Source organism: Aliivibrio sp. SR45-2, from assembly GCF_963890165.1.
Classification (GTDB): Bacteria; Pseudomonadota; Gammaproteobacteria; order Enterobacterales; family Vibrionaceae; genus Aliivibrio; species Aliivibrio salmonicida.
This window is the reverse complement of the sequence record NZ_CAWPRC010000077.1, coordinates 52644-68924: the sequence shown is the minus strand read 5'-3', so window position 1 is coordinate 68924 and position 16281 is coordinate 52644. Positions and strand designations below refer to the sequence as shown.

The 16281-nt window shown below is 40.1% G+C and carries 15 protein-coding genes; 12 read left to right on the top strand and 3 right to left on the bottom strand.

Features of this window, described 5'->3' with window-relative positions; genetic code table 11:
• Positions 1-84: 84 nt before the first annotated feature.
• Entirely contained in the window at positions 85-480 is a 396-nt protein-coding gene (locus tag AACV33_RS03755; RefSeq protein ID WP_023603038.1) for a DoxX family protein, read from the bottom strand.
• A 37-nt stretch (positions 481-517) separates the two neighbouring features.
• Positions 518-940, bottom strand: a complete 423-nt coding sequence (locus AACV33_RS03750; protein ID WP_017021830.1) for an organic hydroperoxide resistance protein — start codon at positions 938-940, stop codon at positions 518-520.
• 148 nt (positions 941-1088) lie between these two features.
• Between AACV33_RS03750 and AACV33_RS03745 the strand changes: the two genes are divergently transcribed.
• The 7 genes from AACV33_RS03745 (at position 1089) to AACV33_RS03715 (ending at position 11179) form a co-directional block, all read left to right on the top strand.
• Complete coding sequence (locus AACV33_RS03745; protein WP_182699896.1) at positions 1089-1556, top strand: MarR family winged helix-turn-helix transcriptional regulator; 468 nt, start codon at positions 1089-1091, stop codon at positions 1554-1556.
• 262 nt (positions 1557-1818) lie between these two features.
• On the top strand, positions 1819-3822 hold the full coding sequence (locus AACV33_RS03740) for a prolyl oligopeptidase family serine peptidase (protein ID WP_182699895.1): 2004 nt from the start codon (positions 1819-1821) through the stop codon (positions 3820-3822).
• A gap of 15 nt (positions 3823-3837) precedes the next feature.
• Positions 3838-5973, top strand: coding sequence for a TonB-dependent hemoglobin/transferrin/lactoferrin family receptor (locus tag AACV33_RS03735; RefSeq protein WP_182699894.1), 2136 nt, complete (start codon positions 3838-3840; stop codon positions 5971-5973).
• A 9-nt stretch (positions 5974-5982) separates the two neighbouring features.
• On the top strand, positions 5983-8298 hold the full coding sequence (locus tag AACV33_RS03730) for a proprotein convertase P-domain-containing protein (RefSeq protein ID WP_182699893.1): 2316 nt from the start codon (positions 5983-5985) through the stop codon (positions 8296-8298).
• Positions 8295-9794, top strand: a complete 1500-nt coding sequence (locus AACV33_RS03725; RefSeq protein ID WP_182699892.1) for an Lcl domain-containing protein — start codon at positions 8295-8297, stop codon at positions 9792-9794. Before AACV33_RS03730 ends, AACV33_RS03725 begins: the two co-directional genes overlap by 4 nt.
• Positions 9795-9796: 2 nt before the next feature.
• Entirely contained in the window at positions 9797-10354 is a 558-nt protein-coding gene (locus AACV33_RS03720) for an Lcl C-terminal domain-containing protein (RefSeq protein WP_182699891.1), read from the top strand.
• 156 nt (positions 10355-10510) lie between these two features.
• Complete coding sequence (locus AACV33_RS03715) at positions 10511-11179, top strand: OmpA family protein (RefSeq protein WP_017021837.1); 669 nt, start codon at positions 10511-10513, stop codon at positions 11177-11179.
• A gap of 144 nt (positions 11180-11323) precedes the next feature.
• Here the strand turns inward: AACV33_RS03715 and AACV33_RS03710 are convergent, their stop codons facing one another.
• A complete protein-coding gene (locus tag AACV33_RS03710) occupies positions 11324-11494 on the bottom strand; it encodes a hypothetical protein (protein WP_012552050.1) in 171 nt (56 codons plus the stop codon).
• Between the two features lie 56 nt (positions 11495-11550).
• On the opposite strand from AACV33_RS03710, the gene AACV33_RS03705 reads away from it, so the two are divergent.
• The 5 genes from AACV33_RS03705 to AACV33_RS03685 all read left to right on the top strand — a co-directional run bounded on the left by AACV33_RS03705 (position 11551) and on the right by AACV33_RS03685 (position 16239).
• A complete protein-coding gene (locus AACV33_RS03705; protein WP_182699890.1) occupies positions 11551-12249 on the top strand; it encodes a metal-dependent hydrolase in 699 nt (232 codons plus the stop codon).
• Between the two features lie 226 nt (positions 12250-12475).
• Positions 12476-12802, top strand: coding sequence for a hypothetical protein (locus AACV33_RS03700; protein ID WP_198927637.1), 327 nt, complete (start codon positions 12476-12478; stop codon positions 12800-12802).
• 53 nt (positions 12803-12855) lie between these two features.
• Positions 12856-14964, top strand: coding sequence for a cytochrome c biogenesis protein CcdA (locus AACV33_RS03695; protein ID WP_182699889.1), 2109 nt, complete (start codon positions 12856-12858; stop codon positions 14962-14964).
• A complete protein-coding gene (locus AACV33_RS03690) occupies positions 14964-15500 on the top strand; it encodes a protein disulfide oxidoreductase (protein WP_182699888.1) in 537 nt (178 codons plus the stop codon). Before AACV33_RS03695 ends, AACV33_RS03690 begins: the two co-directional genes overlap by 1 nt.
• Positions 15501-15510: 10 nt before the next feature.
• Positions 15511-16239 carry a DsbA family protein gene (locus AACV33_RS03685; protein WP_017021842.1) on the top strand — a complete coding sequence of 243 codons (729 nt, stop codon included), beginning with the start codon at positions 15511-15513 and terminating at the stop codon, positions 16237-16239.
• The last annotated feature ends 42 nt before the right edge of the window (positions 16240-16281 follow it).

Sequence of the window (16281 nt, the reverse complement as noted above, 5' to 3'; positions counted from 1 at the left end):
TTAAATAACAGACAACAAAAAGGGATATGATTAACGTCATATCCCTTTTTTACTATTTTAATTTGAGATTGTTTTATATCGTTATTACGATTTGGCTTTTTCTTTACAACACTCAGGCATTGAGTGACCAGAAAGTACCAATAAACCAGCAAAAATACCTAAGTTCTTAATAAAATTCTGCATCTCGTGTGCACCTTCCAATCCTGAATAATTCCAGAAATCATGCAACGACACATTAATAACCAACACTAATCCTGCCAATAATAAGGCGACTATCCACGTAAAACGATTCGCTATTAGTAAAACTGCGGCACCAATTTGGAAAACACCAGCAAGTCCCAGTAAAACAGGCACAAATGGCATATCATGCTTTTCCATCAATTGAATATGCATATCCCACGACACAAATTTCATGATGCCGGGGATTAAAAAGTACAATGCCAGAAGTACACGACCAGCGGTTAACAATAAAGTGTTCACGTTATTTTTCCTTAATCACATCAACTTATTGAATCAATTATAGTGCAATACCATTTACTGACAGTTTCACATCAATATTGCCTTTAACTGCATTTGAGTATGGGCACACTTGGTGTGCTATTTTCACTAATTCTTGCGCTTCCGTATTTTCTAGATCCAACGTAATAACCAATGCAACCGTGAGTGAAAAACCGTTCGTATCATTTGGACCAATGCCTACTTCAGCGGTTACAGGCGCTTGCGTTAATTTGATTTTCATCTCGCGAGCTACGTGAATAATCGCATTTGAGAAACACGCAGAATAACCTGCCGCAAACAATTGCTCAGGGTTTGTTGCTTCCCCTGTTCCGCCCATTTCTTTAGGGTAGCTTAAAGCAAGATCAAGCATGTTGTCGTCTGTCGTTACTTGGCCGTTACGTCCTGCTGATGCTGTTGCTTTTGTTGTATATAGCGTCGTCATAATGATGTCCTTTAAATTAAATACGATAATTAACCACTTCAATCGCTAGCAATTAGATTGCGCACAATTCACTTTCGATAAGTATAAGTCGATCCGAAGACAAAATACAAGTATATTGTGCACAATCTATTTTTAATAAGGGTGTGAAATGACGAATTCAACTGAGAAACACAGTAAAAATGAAGTGGAAGCACCTCAATTGTTACTTAAAAACCAAGTATGCTTCTCTCTTTATAGCGCATCGAATGCCATGATCAGAGCGTATCGCCCATTATTAAATGAACTTGATCTTACTTACTCTCAATACCTAACAATGATGGTTATTTGGGAAAAAAGTGGCATTAATGTAAAAGATCTCGGTCATGACCTTCATCTTGATTCCGGTACGCTGACACCTTTACTGAAACGTTTAGAAGTAAAAGGCTTCATCACAAGAGAGCGAAGTAACGAAGATGAACGCATTCGACTGGTTTTTCTAACCCACCAAGGCCGTGAATTAAGAGAACGCGCCTTGTCGGTTCCTAATGGTATTTTCTGTAAAAGCCAGTTAGAAATTGAAGAATTACAGCAATTAAAAGCCACTTGTGAAAAGCTACTGTCTAACTTACAAAACTAACATCAAACACACAGTATGACGATTTCATCGAACTACTGTGTGCTCTCTTCACTCCATTCACTTTCCCTCTCCGCACCGCCCCTAGGATAAAAAACAGTATAAATCCACTCACTGAATGTAAAAAAACGTCAGGTTAACCCTCCATACTGTGACACTTGTCACAATAACAAAAAGAATAAATGAAAATGATAATTGATCTCATTCTCATTTGTATGTAGCATTTACTGTGTTTATTAAATTAACTCATGGATTTGCTGTGCTTATGAACTATTTTACTCTCTTTTATTGGTTATTGATTCTCTCTGCCCCCACTTTTGCTCAAGACGATTTGCAATGGTTAAGAGACGATTTTCGCAGCAACACTCAAGTTATCGACTATTTGAGTAATGAAAATACACAAACAGAAAAATTCAAAGCCACTCTTGAGCCTAAAATCAACGAACTACTGCAAGAATGGCAAGACAATCACCCCATTAAATCTCAGCAACCATGGCATATTATTGGAAATGCAGAATATGCGATCACTCAACATGATGGGCAACGCCAACTCCTTTCTCGCTCGTTAAAAACAAAAAAACTGACCGTATTATTTAATATTTCAGAACGCTCGAACTCATTTGATTATTATCATTTAGGTCGCTGGGCACTGAGTAATGATCATAAAACATTGGCCATTAGCGAAGATCTGACCGGATCAGAGCAATATCAAATCAGTGTCATCGATTTAAAAACACAAACCATTACCACTCTCATTCATAACGTAGATTCAAGCATTATGTGGTCTCATGATGACCGCTCTTTGTATCTCATTAAACAAGAAGACCTTTCTTCTAGGCCCTTTGAATTAGTTGAATTCACTCTAGCTAATTCAACAATCAAATCTATCGCTAAAGAACAAACAAAAGACTGGTTATTGTCTTTTTACCAAGCCAGCGATCTCGACTACGCTTTGGTTCAATCAAACAATGACAACAGCAGCGAACAGCGAGTACTAAATTTAATCACCGGCCATCTATCCTCTCCGATAAAGCCTCGTGTTGAAGGTATTGAGTACTATGCAGATATCGCCAATAACGCCGTTGTAATTAACAGCAATATTAAAGACCACCATTTTGCCTTGTATTCCGTCCCCCTAACTAAAATGACGGAAATAACCCATTGGAAATCTCTATTTCGCCCATTGCCAGATCATCCGCTGACTAACTTTTACTTATTTTCATCTGGACCAGTCGTCTCAGTCGGAAATGGGGAAAACGCTCAACTGATCTATTTAAATAATACCGGAAAAGTGCGCGACATTGAGCCTTTGACAACATCAGGGCAAGCGGCATGGGTAAGTCGTGTGGGTGACTTTAAAAGTAATACTCTCTATATCCGCAGTATGTCGATGATTCAACCGCCAAAATGGGAAAAGGTAAATAGCTCAACATTAGAACGAACGCTTTATTCACAAGATAATTACCCAACAATAACTCCCTCTTATTACGTGACTGAGCAAATAATCATGACTGATAATGGTGTCGATTTACCAATCACGCTTGCGTACAGAAAAGACAAAATACACAGCTATAGCCCAGTCTTTCTTTATGGTTATGGCGCTTACGGTGTCACGATGAAACCTTACTTTATGCCACAAATCATCAGCTTATTGGATCGCGGGGTTATTTACGCTATTGCTCATGTCAGAGGCGGTGGTTACAACGGCGATGCTTGGTATAACGCAGGTCGAGGGCTTAACCGACAACATGCCACCACTGATTTTATTACCGCAGCAAAAACAATGCGCCATTACCACAATGGACCTCATCCTATTTACGCATTGGGATCAAGCGCCGGAGGTACGTTAGTGGCTTCTGCTATCAACCAACAGCCTGATGTATTTCAAGGGGCCACATTGAATGTTCCTTTTGTTGATGTCGTGAACAGCATGTCAGATCCCACGTTGCCTCTCACAATGCAGCAATACAGCGAATGGGGAAACCCGACGATCCCTGACGAGCTACGTATTATGAAACAAACAGATCCTTACTCTAATATCACAAAACAGGCTTACCCCCCTCTTCTTGTTCAAGTCGGCTTTCATGATCGCCGAGTTCCTTATTGGGAAGGGGCAAAATACCTAACCAAAATACGAAATAAGAGCACAGGATCTGGTCCTTATTTACTTGAAACCCATTTCAATCAAGGTCATGCCACCGATAGACGAGACGCATTAGCGCAACAAGCGTTTGAATATATTTTTCTTTTATCTCTAACAAATAACTAAAAAACGGAGCTATAAATGAAGCTTTCCCCTGTGACTGCGGCGGTACTGAGTGTACTGACTGCCAACTTTGTGCACGCCAATTCTGAGGTGACACAATTTGAAGAGGTGGTCGTTACCGCCAATAAAATTGAACAACCGCTATCAAAAGTAGCGGGATCTATCGCCGTAATTAAAGGGGATGAGCTAGAAAAAAAAGGCGCAACAGAATTATATGATTCGTTAAATAGTGAACCCGGTGTCAGTGTGACGGGTGGCGCAGGCCGACCACAAAACATCACCATTCGAGGCATGACAGGTAACCGAATTGTCATTATTAAAGATGGTGTGAAATCGTCTGATGGTTATGGCGCTTCCGACATTAATGACAAAGTAGGTCGTAATTCGTTTGATCTATCTAACGTAAAGTCTATCGAAGTGATAAAAGGAGCAAGCTCGTCTGTTTATGGTTCTGGTGCCATTGGTGGTGTCGTCATTGTTGAAACTAAACAGCCTGGAGATTACTTAAAAAATAACGATTTCTACTCTGATATATCAGGAACTTACTCTGGTATTAGTAACAAATATAAAGGCAGCAGTAATCTGGCTTTTCGATCAAGTGATACAGAAAGTTTATTTACTGTCTCTTACTGGCAAGGGGAAGAAACTCGCAACTACCAAGAAGATTTATACAACCGTAATGTTGACGGGATTAATGGCGCTTACACTCTAAACCACTACATCGGTGAAAGCTTGATGTTAAAAGCCAAACTAGAGTATTACAGCGAAAAAATGATCCGTGAAGAGGGCTCGGCCTCTATTCAAAAAGACGGTATTTGGCGGATTGCCACGTATGATCAAAAAGAACACATTGAAGACATCAATGCGTACGTTGGTGCCGAATATACCCCTTATGATTCATGGTTTGAAAAATTAGACTCAAAGCTGTATTGGCGCAGTACCGAAACCTCCTCGGATATTAACCGCTTAATGTCGCGTGAACGTAATAATATTCAAGAAAAACGCCGAGAATTAAGAGTTCAAAGCTTTACGGATCAATTGATCGGCTTTGATAACGATTTTACATCATCTTCTACGCTGTTTAATCAAGATCATAGCCTTGCTTATGGCGTTAGCATGACGACCAATCGATACGAACGACCAAACAACAAATCAACCATTGACTGGAATGGCATTAACGTTGGGGGAACACAACCTTTCTCTCCAGCGAGAGCTTACACTTTTGGCGTTTATTTACGCGATATTGTCGAAGTAAATGATTGGATTTTCACTGGAGGACTTCGTTTTGATGCACACCGTTTAACTCCAGATGAATCGAATACCATAGCAGGGTTTGACGTCAAGAAAATGAGCAGCAGTGAGCTGTCCCCTAGCCTTTCTGCTACGTATCAGTTTACCGATAACCTTAATACTTATTTATCTTATAACCACGGGTATCGCGCGCCTTCTTATGACAAAGCCTACGGATATAACAACCATGACTTTGTTCCTCTTACCCCATTCTTAATCATTCCAAATATGGATTTAGAGGCTGAAACCAGTGATTCAATAGAACATGGTATTAAATACGATTCAGGCCGAACTCAAGTTTATGCTGCTGTTTTTTATCAAAAATTCGAAAAATTCATCGACGTTGTACTCACAGGGTTCGATCCATCAACTGGAAACTATTTAAAGCAATATCAAAATGTGGATGGTGTTGAAACCTACGGCGTTGAATTCACCTTAGCTCATCAAATTACTCAACGTTGGGGAGTAAACACCAAAGCGGGTTACGTTGATGGAAAAAATGGCGATGGAGAATACATCCGCACCATTACTCCACTAGAGGGCAACGTGGGAGTGACTTACGATCTCGAAAAATTGTCAGCTTACAGCACCATCAACTGGGCAACTGCGATGGATCGCGTTCCAGAGTGCGTCACAGCAATAGGCATGCAAACCAAATGTGCGACAACATCAAACTGGGCAACCGTCGATCTCGGTATCAATTATGCCTTTAGTTCCGATTTTAACCTCAGTGCAAACATCATCAATCTATTAGATAAAGAATACATCCGCTACCAAGATGTGGCTGGTGTGATGGATTCTGCAAAAGGGTATTCAACCGAACCTGGCCGTTACTTCACTGTAAATGCTAAGTACGTATTTTAAGGAATGAAAATGAAAAAGTATCTTTCTTGTCTTATTGGATTGTGGTGTTCATCTCATGCTATCGCGGGAGAATGGGATTACCCAGCCAATACAATGACCGCTTCGCAAGCACAAGAAGCCAAACAATATTTACAACAAGCTTATCCGAATGATGGCGATTATCGCCTGCGCTATGAAACTCATTCAACATTAGGAACACATTACAATTTTGATGTGTGGATTGATGGCCAATATCAACCACAAAAAACCATGGTGGTATCAACCAATAAAAATGACCGCATTGTTCGTGTGTTTAAAAGTTTAAAAAATACCACGTTAAACAACGGTAAGCCCGCAGCAGCCTCAGAGATTGAAGATCCGCGATCATTAAAATCACTGACACCACCAGAGTTGAGTACTGGAACGATGGTTAGTGCCGCATTTTCTGTGTTTGATCCTGATCTAAGAACCATGGACAGAGAACCAAAGCCAGCATCACAAATGACGGACATAGCCCAATACCCTAACCCTGCCCACTACGTCATAAAAGACAGCGATGTGCTGCTCTCTAATGGTAAATATTATTTGAGTAATCCTCGAGTAAGACAAGTAGATGCCCTCGCATTAGTGATACCTCAATCTCCTGAAAATCCAAAAGAAATAGAAAGTAACATTGGATTATTGGCTCAAGAAGGCGTGGCTACCTTCTCTTCCCTTGCCGAATTGAAAGCCACGCACATTAATGAACCCAACTTTGCACAAATCATGGCATTTTCTCATCTTGATGCCTCTGTTAGATACATTACCTCATTAGGATTTACGATCTTTGATCGCCCTATTGATTTTGATGCTAGCGCTTTATCTGCCAATAATTCAAGCTACTATTATGGAGCAAAAGCTCTGTTGCTTGGTACTGGAGGCGGATCTCCCGATTCATTCGATGCTGATGTCGTTTTACACGAATTAGGCCACGGTATTCATTACCACATTGTTCCTGATTGGGCTTATGGCCACACTGGAGCGATTGGTGAAGGTTTTGGGGATTACTGGGCAGGCAGCTACAGTTACCGCCAACAATTTACGAATGCCAATAGCTCGGGACAAGAGTTTGAAATTGACACCGTATTTAATTGGGATGGTTACTTTGGTGCCAAAAGAAACACTCGTAGCTTATGGAATCAAAAAGCCCGTTACTTTAAACAAGCGGACTACCGTGCTCATGAGAGTGTTGCGGGAGAGCTCGGTGATGAATTATGGTCAACGCCGCTCTTTCAATCGTTAAAACAAGGGGTTACGCGCTACGGAATTACTGCATTCTCAGAGTTTGATACGATTGTACTTGAATCAATGTATGGGCTAGGACGTGGCTTAAAAATGCATGATCTAGCAGAAAGCATGGTATTTGTGGCCAATACTCTTTACCCAAATAAAGAGTACGCTCAGATCCTTACTGATAACTTCACTCATCATGGATTGCTTCTTGCGCCCTTTAAACAAGAAATAACCAGTCACTATATTTCTCCAAATAAACACATTGAATTCACGTTATTATCAACTCAACGCCAAGCGATGATCACGGGCGATATTTCCATAAATAATGACAAAGTGAAAGACATCAACAGCGATTTATTTGATTCTTTCAATATCGATATTGAACTGCCTACCGCGCTTCAATGTGGTCAATCGTTTAATACAGAAACAAACCTAAGTTATCAATTTTCTCCCTTTTTATTAACCAAAGAATGGACGAAACGAATGACATTGATTAAGGGTACACCGACGTTTTCGACAAGCTTCCCCTTAATAAACACACGGATCCCAGACGCAACAACTGATAGCTCTGGCCGCCCCATTGTAGGGTTACAAACCGTGAACTTTACCGCAGCTGACCATAATGGGATTGTTGATGAGAACTTTGGTGTCTATCTACATATAGAGCACAGTCATCTCATTGATTTAACGGTAACACTCATTTCTCCTCGTGGCACACGCGTTACTTTATTAAACCATAAAGATTCTGCCTCGCCGTTATTCCAAGATTATTTCACCATAAAACATGACTCGATAATCACCCCCTTTAAAGGAGAACCAAGCTGGGGTACCTGGCGTTTAGAAATCGCCGACTTTGCACCTAATGACTCAGGAAAGCTTATCTCATGGGGTGTTGGAAGCATTCAATCTTATCAATGTACGACACCCAAAACGACATCAACCACGGCGGCTAAATCCTCTTCTGGCGGGAGCTTTTCATTACTCACTTTATTTTTACTGTTCCTATTTATGGGCGGTCGTCAACTGCCGTCTTTTCCTATTTCTTTTACTAACAATAAGAAGACAACACTATGAAATATCAACTTACTCTTTTAGCCACCACTTTGGCACTCGCCGGTTGCGGAGGCTCTGATTCTCCAGACACTTCCGTTCCAAGTTATACGGTATCTGGCACTATTGCGACTCAACATATCGCAGCAAACAGCAAAGTTTGTGTCGATACAAATCAGAATTTAATGTGTGATGCGAATGAGCCAAGTACCGTCGCTAACTCAAAAGGTGAATTCTCAATTACTGGTACCAATAAAAACATTGTGACATTGCCCTTATTGGCAGAGACACAAAGTGCACTCCAAACCGTTAATTCGTATTCGGCACAATCATCACAAACCACGTTAACAAAAGCCTATATCGTCGCTCCTGGTCTTCAAAAATCAACTGGCAATCAAATTAATGGCATTACTTCATTGATTGCAGGCCACATGAACAATGGCATGACAACCACAGAAGCAATCGCTCTGATTACGGCACAACTGTCAGCAAAAGGGATTTCAATCTCAGGCAACCTTCTCGATAATTTACAAGATCCAGATTTAGCGATTCTAGAACAAAATATTATCACCTTGCTGAAACACACTAAAAACCAAAACCGTACCCAGATACTGTCGTTGTTAAGCGCCAATATCATTAATAATCCAATAGATATGGTCACTAGCGTATTAACTGAGGCCCAATCTTCAACCTTTATTGCAGAGTTAAATGCGGTTTCATTAAGTGGTAGTCCATTAAATGACACCGGAACCGTTCTCTATTTTACGGACGAAAATAGTGATCATAACGTAGCAACACCATCTGCAAGCTTCCCTGGGCAAGATGCCGACTTTGGACTTGATAAAAATGAACGTAGTGCAACTCAAGGTAATGGGTTTAAGTTTGTAAAATTAGACCAAGACGGCAATAAAATAGACAACACAGCCTCTCAGTGGTCTTGTGTTCTTGATGAGCGCAGCGGTTTAATTTGGGAAGTAAAATCGGCGGATGAAACTTCGATACAATATAAGAATCGTCAATTAGCGCTAGAGCAAAATAACGTTGCTCCCTTCTTTAAAGATGAAGATCTTGCTACCTGTAAAACAAAGGGAGATACCGTTTGTACCACCCAAGACTACGCTGAATACATTAACTCTATCCAGCTATGTGGAAAAAGCAATTGGCGCTTACCAAGACTTCATGAAGTGTATAATTTAATTGATTTTGGGGAAGATAAGACGAATGAAAATGGAGAAGTTTATGGGCTAAGTGCCAACTTTTTCCCTAATCAAACAATAGGAAGCACTGACATCGAAGTGGGTGGAATATGGCATCAAACAATGACGTACAGTACCTATTCCCCTTATAACACGGAGGGTGGCATAAATTTCAATTCACTGACTCTTTTAGGTGGAAGTAAAGGCAGTGTCAGTAATGTTGTAATATTTACCGAAAATACACCGTTAAAATTTAATGCCGAATACGAAAATGATCCTTCTTATTTATTTCCTGCCCGCTTAGTTTCAGTACAAGGTAATTAATCATGAACAAATTTATGTTTACTGCACTTATTTCTCTTTTTTCTATCACTGCATTTGCACAAGAATGCAGTGCTGATCTCTCTCGATCAGCAGCCAACAGCCGTTATATCAATTTTGACAATGGTACCGTAGCCGATAATTTAACGGGCTTAACTTGGATGCGTTGTCCACTTGGAAAACAATGGAATAACATCAGCCAAGAATGCGAAGGGTCGACTGAAACGTATTTTTGGCAAAGTGCGTTAACCATGATTGCATCCATTAATGATGCAAATGGTAACCACCAACTTCATGAATTTGCTGGAATAAAAAAGTGGAGAATGCCAAATATCAAAGAACTGATGTCATTGAAAGAGAGAGCTTGTTATAGCCCTGCGGTTAATACAAAAGCCTTTGGTAAAGCGTTTGACTATGAGGTTGGTGATCTTGCTGGATATATTTGGAGCAATACCCCATCAAATAACGGCAATGAAGTTTACTCATTTGATACACCAAATGGAGAAGTTTTATCTTATAACCCGGCTCAACATAAACTCAGCGTTCTTTTAGTCGCTGAATAAAATGCAAATAGGTCACCTTATACTCGACTGAATATAAGGTGACCTATTTCACACAACTATAGGCATTTCTATCAATAACTACTGACGGAAGGCATTGCTTTTTGATCTTCTGGGAGTACACTGCGCGGCACAGATGTACATAACTAGAGACAAAACATGAAAAAAATCACAATTGCGCTTGCATTACTTATCGGTTTAACTGGCTGTCAGGCGACTCAACGTCAAAATGCAACCACCGGTGAAACAGAAACAAATTCGGCAACAAAAGGCGCGCTTGCTGGTATCCTAGCTGGTGTTGCAATTGGACTTGCTACTGGTGATGACGCAAAAGAACGTCGTAAGAATGCATTAATTGGTGCAGCAGCAGGTGGTGCGGTTGGTGGTGGTGTTGGCTACTATTTTGATAGCCAAGAGCAAGCCCTGCGTGACGAATTAAAAAGTTCAGGCGTACAAGTAGAACGCGTTGGTGATAACGAATTAAAACTTATCATGGACAATGGCGTTGGCTTCCAATCTAGCTCTTACCAATTAGACGCAAGCATTTACAACACATTAAATGGCGTTGCTCGTATTCTTGTTGAGTACCCAGATACAGCCCTTCAAATTGATGGCCATACTGATAGCTCTGGCAATGATACTAAAAACCAAACCCTATCTGAGCAACGCGCTGAATCAGTACGTACTTACCTGATTAAACAAAAAGTAGCCGCTGGTCGTGTTAATGCTCGTGGTTACGGTGAACGTTACCCTGTTTGTGATAACTCAACATCACAAGGTCGTGCATGCAATCGCCGTGTAGAAATCACTATCCTACCGCTTAAATAATTTTTCGTGACAATGTTAACTGTTTATATATACAGTTAATTATTGGCTTCAACGGTGTATTGTTATAGAATCAAAAAATCCCCCTCGATGTAAGCCATCTTGGGGGATTTTTATTTTCTCAGTAACTCAATGAAATCAATCGCGTTATTGAGTCGCATCTTCTATTTTTTCAAGCACAAGATCTTTACCATCAACTAAGGTGTCTTGTACTTTCTCAAAGGTATCTGAATCCATCACACTTTGAACTTCATCGCCGTAATTCATTCCAATGTAAATACCTAACACGATGAACAGTAATGCAAATATTTTAAACATAATCACTTATCTCAATAATTCAGTCTTCATATTACAAAAGAATTCTCATAAAACCTATGGCAAATTTCAGTACTCATTTAAATGTCGCCGCATTGGCGTCAGGTGTTGCCTCTGCAGCACTGCTTTCAGCAAATCATATCGAGCTTAATACGGCATTATGGCTCTGGTTCTTAGGCACACTTGGAGGGTTACTTCCGGATATCGATTCCGATAACTCCACCTCATTAGACATCATATTTAACCTATTTACGGTCTGTATTGTATTACTCAGTATTCGTTATTTTACTAGTGATGCCATCAATGAAAGACAGTTTATGTTATTAATTGGATTACCCGTTGTGATTCATCTTGTGATCAAGTACGGAATACGAAATGTATTTGAATGGCAGACCATTCATCGAGGTATATGCCACTCTATTCTCTTCTTATTATTTTGTGGTTTATTAGCAACCAATCTCACGGCATTCATCATTAATGAGCAATTTAAACACGCGGACCTATTCTCATGGTTGTCAGGGGCCTTTGTCTTTTGTGGGGGGATCATTCATCTACTGTTGGATGAGCTATACAGTGTCGATTTGGCTAATGTACGAATTAAACGATCGTTTGGTTCAGCATGTAAACTCACCGATTTTTCGAATCTATCTTTAACCACCGTTTTCCTTGTTGCTGTTGCTATCTTGGCGCTTCTCGCACCTCCGATAGAATCAACGATTATTACGTTAAGTAACTGGCAATCATTTAAAATTTGGTAAAAAATGAAAAAGATTGAACCATTCAGAAGTTCACGATGTCTGTTCTTCTGAATGTAACTATTCATTTTTGTTCTTATTTTTATTCATTAACAAAAACAACATTGATATTTCTATTTATCTCCATAGAATAGCACTGTTGTTATTAACCTAAGATTGAGCTGATTTTTTGAAATTCTCATTACTCCAATACAAGCGTCAACATCTCGCTTCATGGTCACTAATATTAGTGAGTATTGTGCTAATGGTCTGCTTTTCTCAAAATTTAGGTCTCTCTTCATTTTGCTCACTAACGCCTCATCCAGACGCTACTGAGCAATTACAACAGCAATCAACCACTCAAACTGCTGATGATGGTGTTTCTCAATGCCATAATAGTGAACATTTATTTAATGCTCATACTGTTCATTTAGATTTTGCGATCCCAATGTTTATCGTCGCTCTGCTCATTATTGCGTCTATGCTTAAACACGCTGGGACTGCCTATGTATTTACAGAGCCCACAACGTCTTATGGCGTGCGGCGGCATTTGGCTTTCTGTACCTTTCAAGAATAAACATACCGTAAGTACTTATATCTTTTTTATATAATTATTTTCGGAGTAACACTGTGTTTAAAATTCAATCAGTTAAAATAGTGAGCGTATTACGTTTAGCTATTCTTTTAACGTCAACACTCTTGTTGTCGGCATTTTCGGTATCTGCACAACCCATTACAACAGGCTGGTTAACTCACCCTGATCATCCACCGGCACAAGTTCGCTTTATGCTGACAGGTGAAGTCGATGAAGAGAACAATCAAGCCCGAGGTTTACTCGAGGTAAAACTTGATGGTGAATGGAAAACCTATTGGCGCTCACCTGGTGAGGCAGGCGTTTCACCGGTACTCGATTGGAGTAAATCAACCAACCTTTCTAATTTAGATTGGCATTGGCCTACCCCTGCTTATTATGAGCAATCAGGCTTAATGACGCTTGGCTACAAGCACGATGTTGTTTTTCCTATGGAGCTAACCGTTGATGATATTACCAAACCCGTTAGTTTCTTAGGTAAGTTGACCCTGCCAACTTGTACCAATATTTGTGTCCTAACTGAGTATGATCTGGAATTACCTCCTATCAATCTCACAGACATTGAAACGGATGCAGACGCTCAACATTTGTACCAACAAGGGTTTTCAAACGTACCAACAGCAAGTGATTCCATTACCATAGTGGCCGCCTCTTTTGATAAGGTATCGCAACAATTACACGTTAAATTACGCCAAGATGCGGGTTGGGATAAACCACAGATCCTCATTGATGGCAGCGAAATTACCGATGACTATTTTTCCCAACTATCAATAGACATTAATGGTAGCGACGTAACCGCGACTTATAAGGTGACGAACTGGTTAGGCGAAACAGACTTAGTCGGCAAACCTATTTCGATTACCGTGTCTGATGCCCTTTTCTCCCATGAACTGAAGGCTGTTATCAATGACAAGCCTTTTGCACAAACGACATCAACAAGCTTATTAACAATGATAGGCTTTGCGTTGCTTGGTGGTTTAATTCTTAATATTATGCCGTGTGTATTGCCCGTATTAGGCATGAAACTGAACAGCATGGTGGCGTCTTCTCAAGCGAGTAAACGCTCAATTCGCTTGCAGTTTTTTGCCTCTGCCGCCGGAATATTAACCTCATTTTGGTTATTAGCAGCAGGGTTACTTATCTTAAAGTTCACAGGCAGTGCTATTGGTTGGGGAATTCAGTTCCAAAACCCTATTTTCATTGGTTTTATGGTCACAATAACCGCCTTATTCACGGCTAATTTATTTGGTGTATTTGAAATTCAATTACCAAGTCGATTCTCTACCTCTCTTGCAAATAAGGGCAACGATTCCGCACTTGGGCATTTTGTGCAAGGGATGTTTGCAACCTTACTCGCAACCCCATGCAGTGCGCCATTTCTGGGTACCGCGGTTGCCTTTGCATTAGGGTCAAGTACCCTTGAAATGTTGATGATATTCACTTTCTTAGGTTTAGGTATGGCGCTACCTTGGTTGGTTTTTGCTTTATTCCCTCGCCTTGTTTCGTTTATGCCAAAACCGGGCATGTGGATGAATAAAGTCAAACTCATTTTTGGCCTCATGATGTTAATCACCACATTGTGGCTACTGAGTTTACTTACGCCATTTATTGGTGGGTTATCAACAACCATTATTGGGTTATTACTCAGCACTTACTTACTGTATCAAATAGGCAAAACACAAGGTAAAAACACCGTTATTGCTATTCTAGCCGTGATTGTATTTGCAACCAGTGCAGCACTGTTAATTGGAAGTATGACAACCAAACATTGGTCAACGCCAACAGAAGATAACCTTGCTTGGCAACCATTAAATGAGCACGCCATTGATCAATACGTTAAACAAGGAAAAACGGTTTTTGTCGATGTAACGGCTGATTGGTGTATTACTTGTAAGGCCAATAAGATTGGTGTGATTTTGCAAGATCCTGTGTATTCAGCATTACAGCAAGATAACGTCATTACCATGAAAGGTGACTGGACACATCCAAGCGATAAAATTACCAATTACTTAAAAAGTCATCAACGATTTGGGGTACCACTCAATGTAATTTATGGCCCCAATGCGCCTCAGGGATTACCACTATCAGTGCTATTAACCAGTGATGACGTTATCAACGCTCTGGAATATGCAGGAAGAACAAACTAATGGCAAAGAAAGACATAACGCCAAAAAAAACACAAACGATGAAAGCAAAGATCACCCGTTGGGTAAAAGAGATCGTCAAATTCACGCTCATCATTACCTTATTTTCTGTTGCCGTTGATTTTTGGCGTAGCCAAGACATGCCATCAGAAACTATTCCTTCCCTGTCAATCAACACAATCGACGGCGAATGGGTAGACATTAAAAAGATGAGTCAAGATGACCCCGTCTTACTTTATTTTTGGGGCACATGGTGTCCAGTGTGCAATGTTGTTAGCCCAAGCGTGAGTTGGTTATCAAGTGATCATCACGTTGTTTCTGTCGCTATAACCTCCGGTGATAATGCTCGGTTAACGACATTCATTAGTTACAAAGACTATGAGTTTCCCGTTATTAATGATTCAACGGGCAGTATTAGTAAAGAATGGGGAGTTACGGCTACCCCATCGATCGTCATCGTAAAAAACGGTGAAATATCTTCAATTACAACTGGCGTTACAACCCCAATGGGCTTGTGGCTACGTTTATTATTCGCTTAGGAGTCACTCCATGAAATCATTACTATTATCCGTATCAATCGCTGCAAGTCTTGTTTTATCACCGGTTGCACTGGCAGAGAAAATTAATCCTGCTCAAGAAAAGCAACTGACTGAAATATCTGATTTGTTACGTAAAAATCCCGAGATAATTGATGGATTATATTCAAATCTAACGCAGTATATTGATGGCCAAAAATCATTGAGCAGCGTCTTAGAACAAAACCATGATTATCTGTATAACAACCCCGAACAACCTTACTTTGGGGCTGAAAATCCAAAACTGACGATCATCAACTTCACCGATTATAACTGCCCATATTGTAAGCGTTTAGAATCAGGTTTAGTTAACATCATTAAGAAATACCCTGAGATACGCGTCGTTAATGTGCTATTGCCGTTTCAACAACGCATGATCCCTGGCCTAAAAACAAACACGGCATGGTATGCATTAAATGTATGGGAAAATGACAAAACAAAATTTGCAGAAGTGCACCGCTTAATGATGGCAAAACCATCACGACATGACAGCACATCAATCATGAAAATTGCCGATCTTACTGATACTCAGAAAGACTTAACGCCTAACCAAAAGAAAAAAACGCTTGTTGAAAAGAATGAAAAAATATTCTCTCAACTTGGCTTGCGAGGAACACCAAGCTTAATCATTGGATCTGAAATTATTCCTGGTTTTATTCCACAAGACCAATTAGAAGCAACGATAAAAGCACAGTTAAAGTAATATAAATCAAAATAGCCATGACTAAAAAGACATGGCTATTTA

What these genes read in the sequence shown, in the direction of transcription:
- AACV33_RS03745 (WP_182699896.1), top strand. Translation starts at nt 1,089, where the DNA reads ATGACGAATTCAACTGAGAAACACAGTAAAAATGAAGTGGAAGCACCT.
- AACV33_RS03715 (WP_017021837.1), top strand. Translation starts at nt 10,511, where the DNA reads ATGAAAAAAATCACAATTGCGCTTGCATTACTTATCGGTTTAACTGGC.
- AACV33_RS03750 (WP_017021830.1), bottom strand. Translation starts at nt 940, where the DNA reads ATGACGACGCTATATACAACAAAAGCAACAGCATCAGCAGGACGTAAC.
- AACV33_RS03725 (WP_182699892.1), top strand. Translation starts at nt 8,295, where the DNA reads ATGAAATATCAACTTACTCTTTTAGCCACCACTTTGGCACTCGCCGGT.
- AACV33_RS03720 (WP_182699891.1), top strand. Translation starts at nt 9,797, where the DNA reads ATGAACAAATTTATGTTTACTGCACTTATTTCTCTTTTTTCTATCACT.
- AACV33_RS03705 (WP_182699890.1), top strand. Translation starts at nt 11,551, where the DNA reads ATGGCAAATTTCAGTACTCATTTAAATGTCGCCGCATTGGCGTCAGGT.
- AACV33_RS03730 (WP_182699893.1), top strand. Translation starts at nt 5,983, where the DNA reads ATGAAAAAGTATCTTTCTTGTCTTATTGGATTGTGGTGTTCATCTCAT.
- AACV33_RS03740 (WP_182699895.1), top strand. Translation starts at nt 1,819, where the DNA reads ATGAACTATTTTACTCTCTTTTATTGGTTATTGATTCTCTCTGCCCCC.
- AACV33_RS03690 (WP_182699888.1), top strand. Translation starts at nt 14,964, where the DNA reads ATGGCAAAGAAAGACATAACGCCAAAAAAAACACAAACGATGAAAGCA.
- AACV33_RS03710 (WP_012552050.1), bottom strand. Translation starts at nt 11,494, where the DNA reads ATGTTTAAAATATTTGCATTACTGTTCATCGTGTTAGGTATTTACATT.
- AACV33_RS03685 (WP_017021842.1), top strand. Translation starts at nt 15,511, where the DNA reads ATGAAATCATTACTATTATCCGTATCAATCGCTGCAAGTCTTGTTTTA.
- AACV33_RS03735 (WP_182699894.1), top strand. Translation starts at nt 3,838, where the DNA reads ATGAAGCTTTCCCCTGTGACTGCGGCGGTACTGAGTGTACTGACTGCC.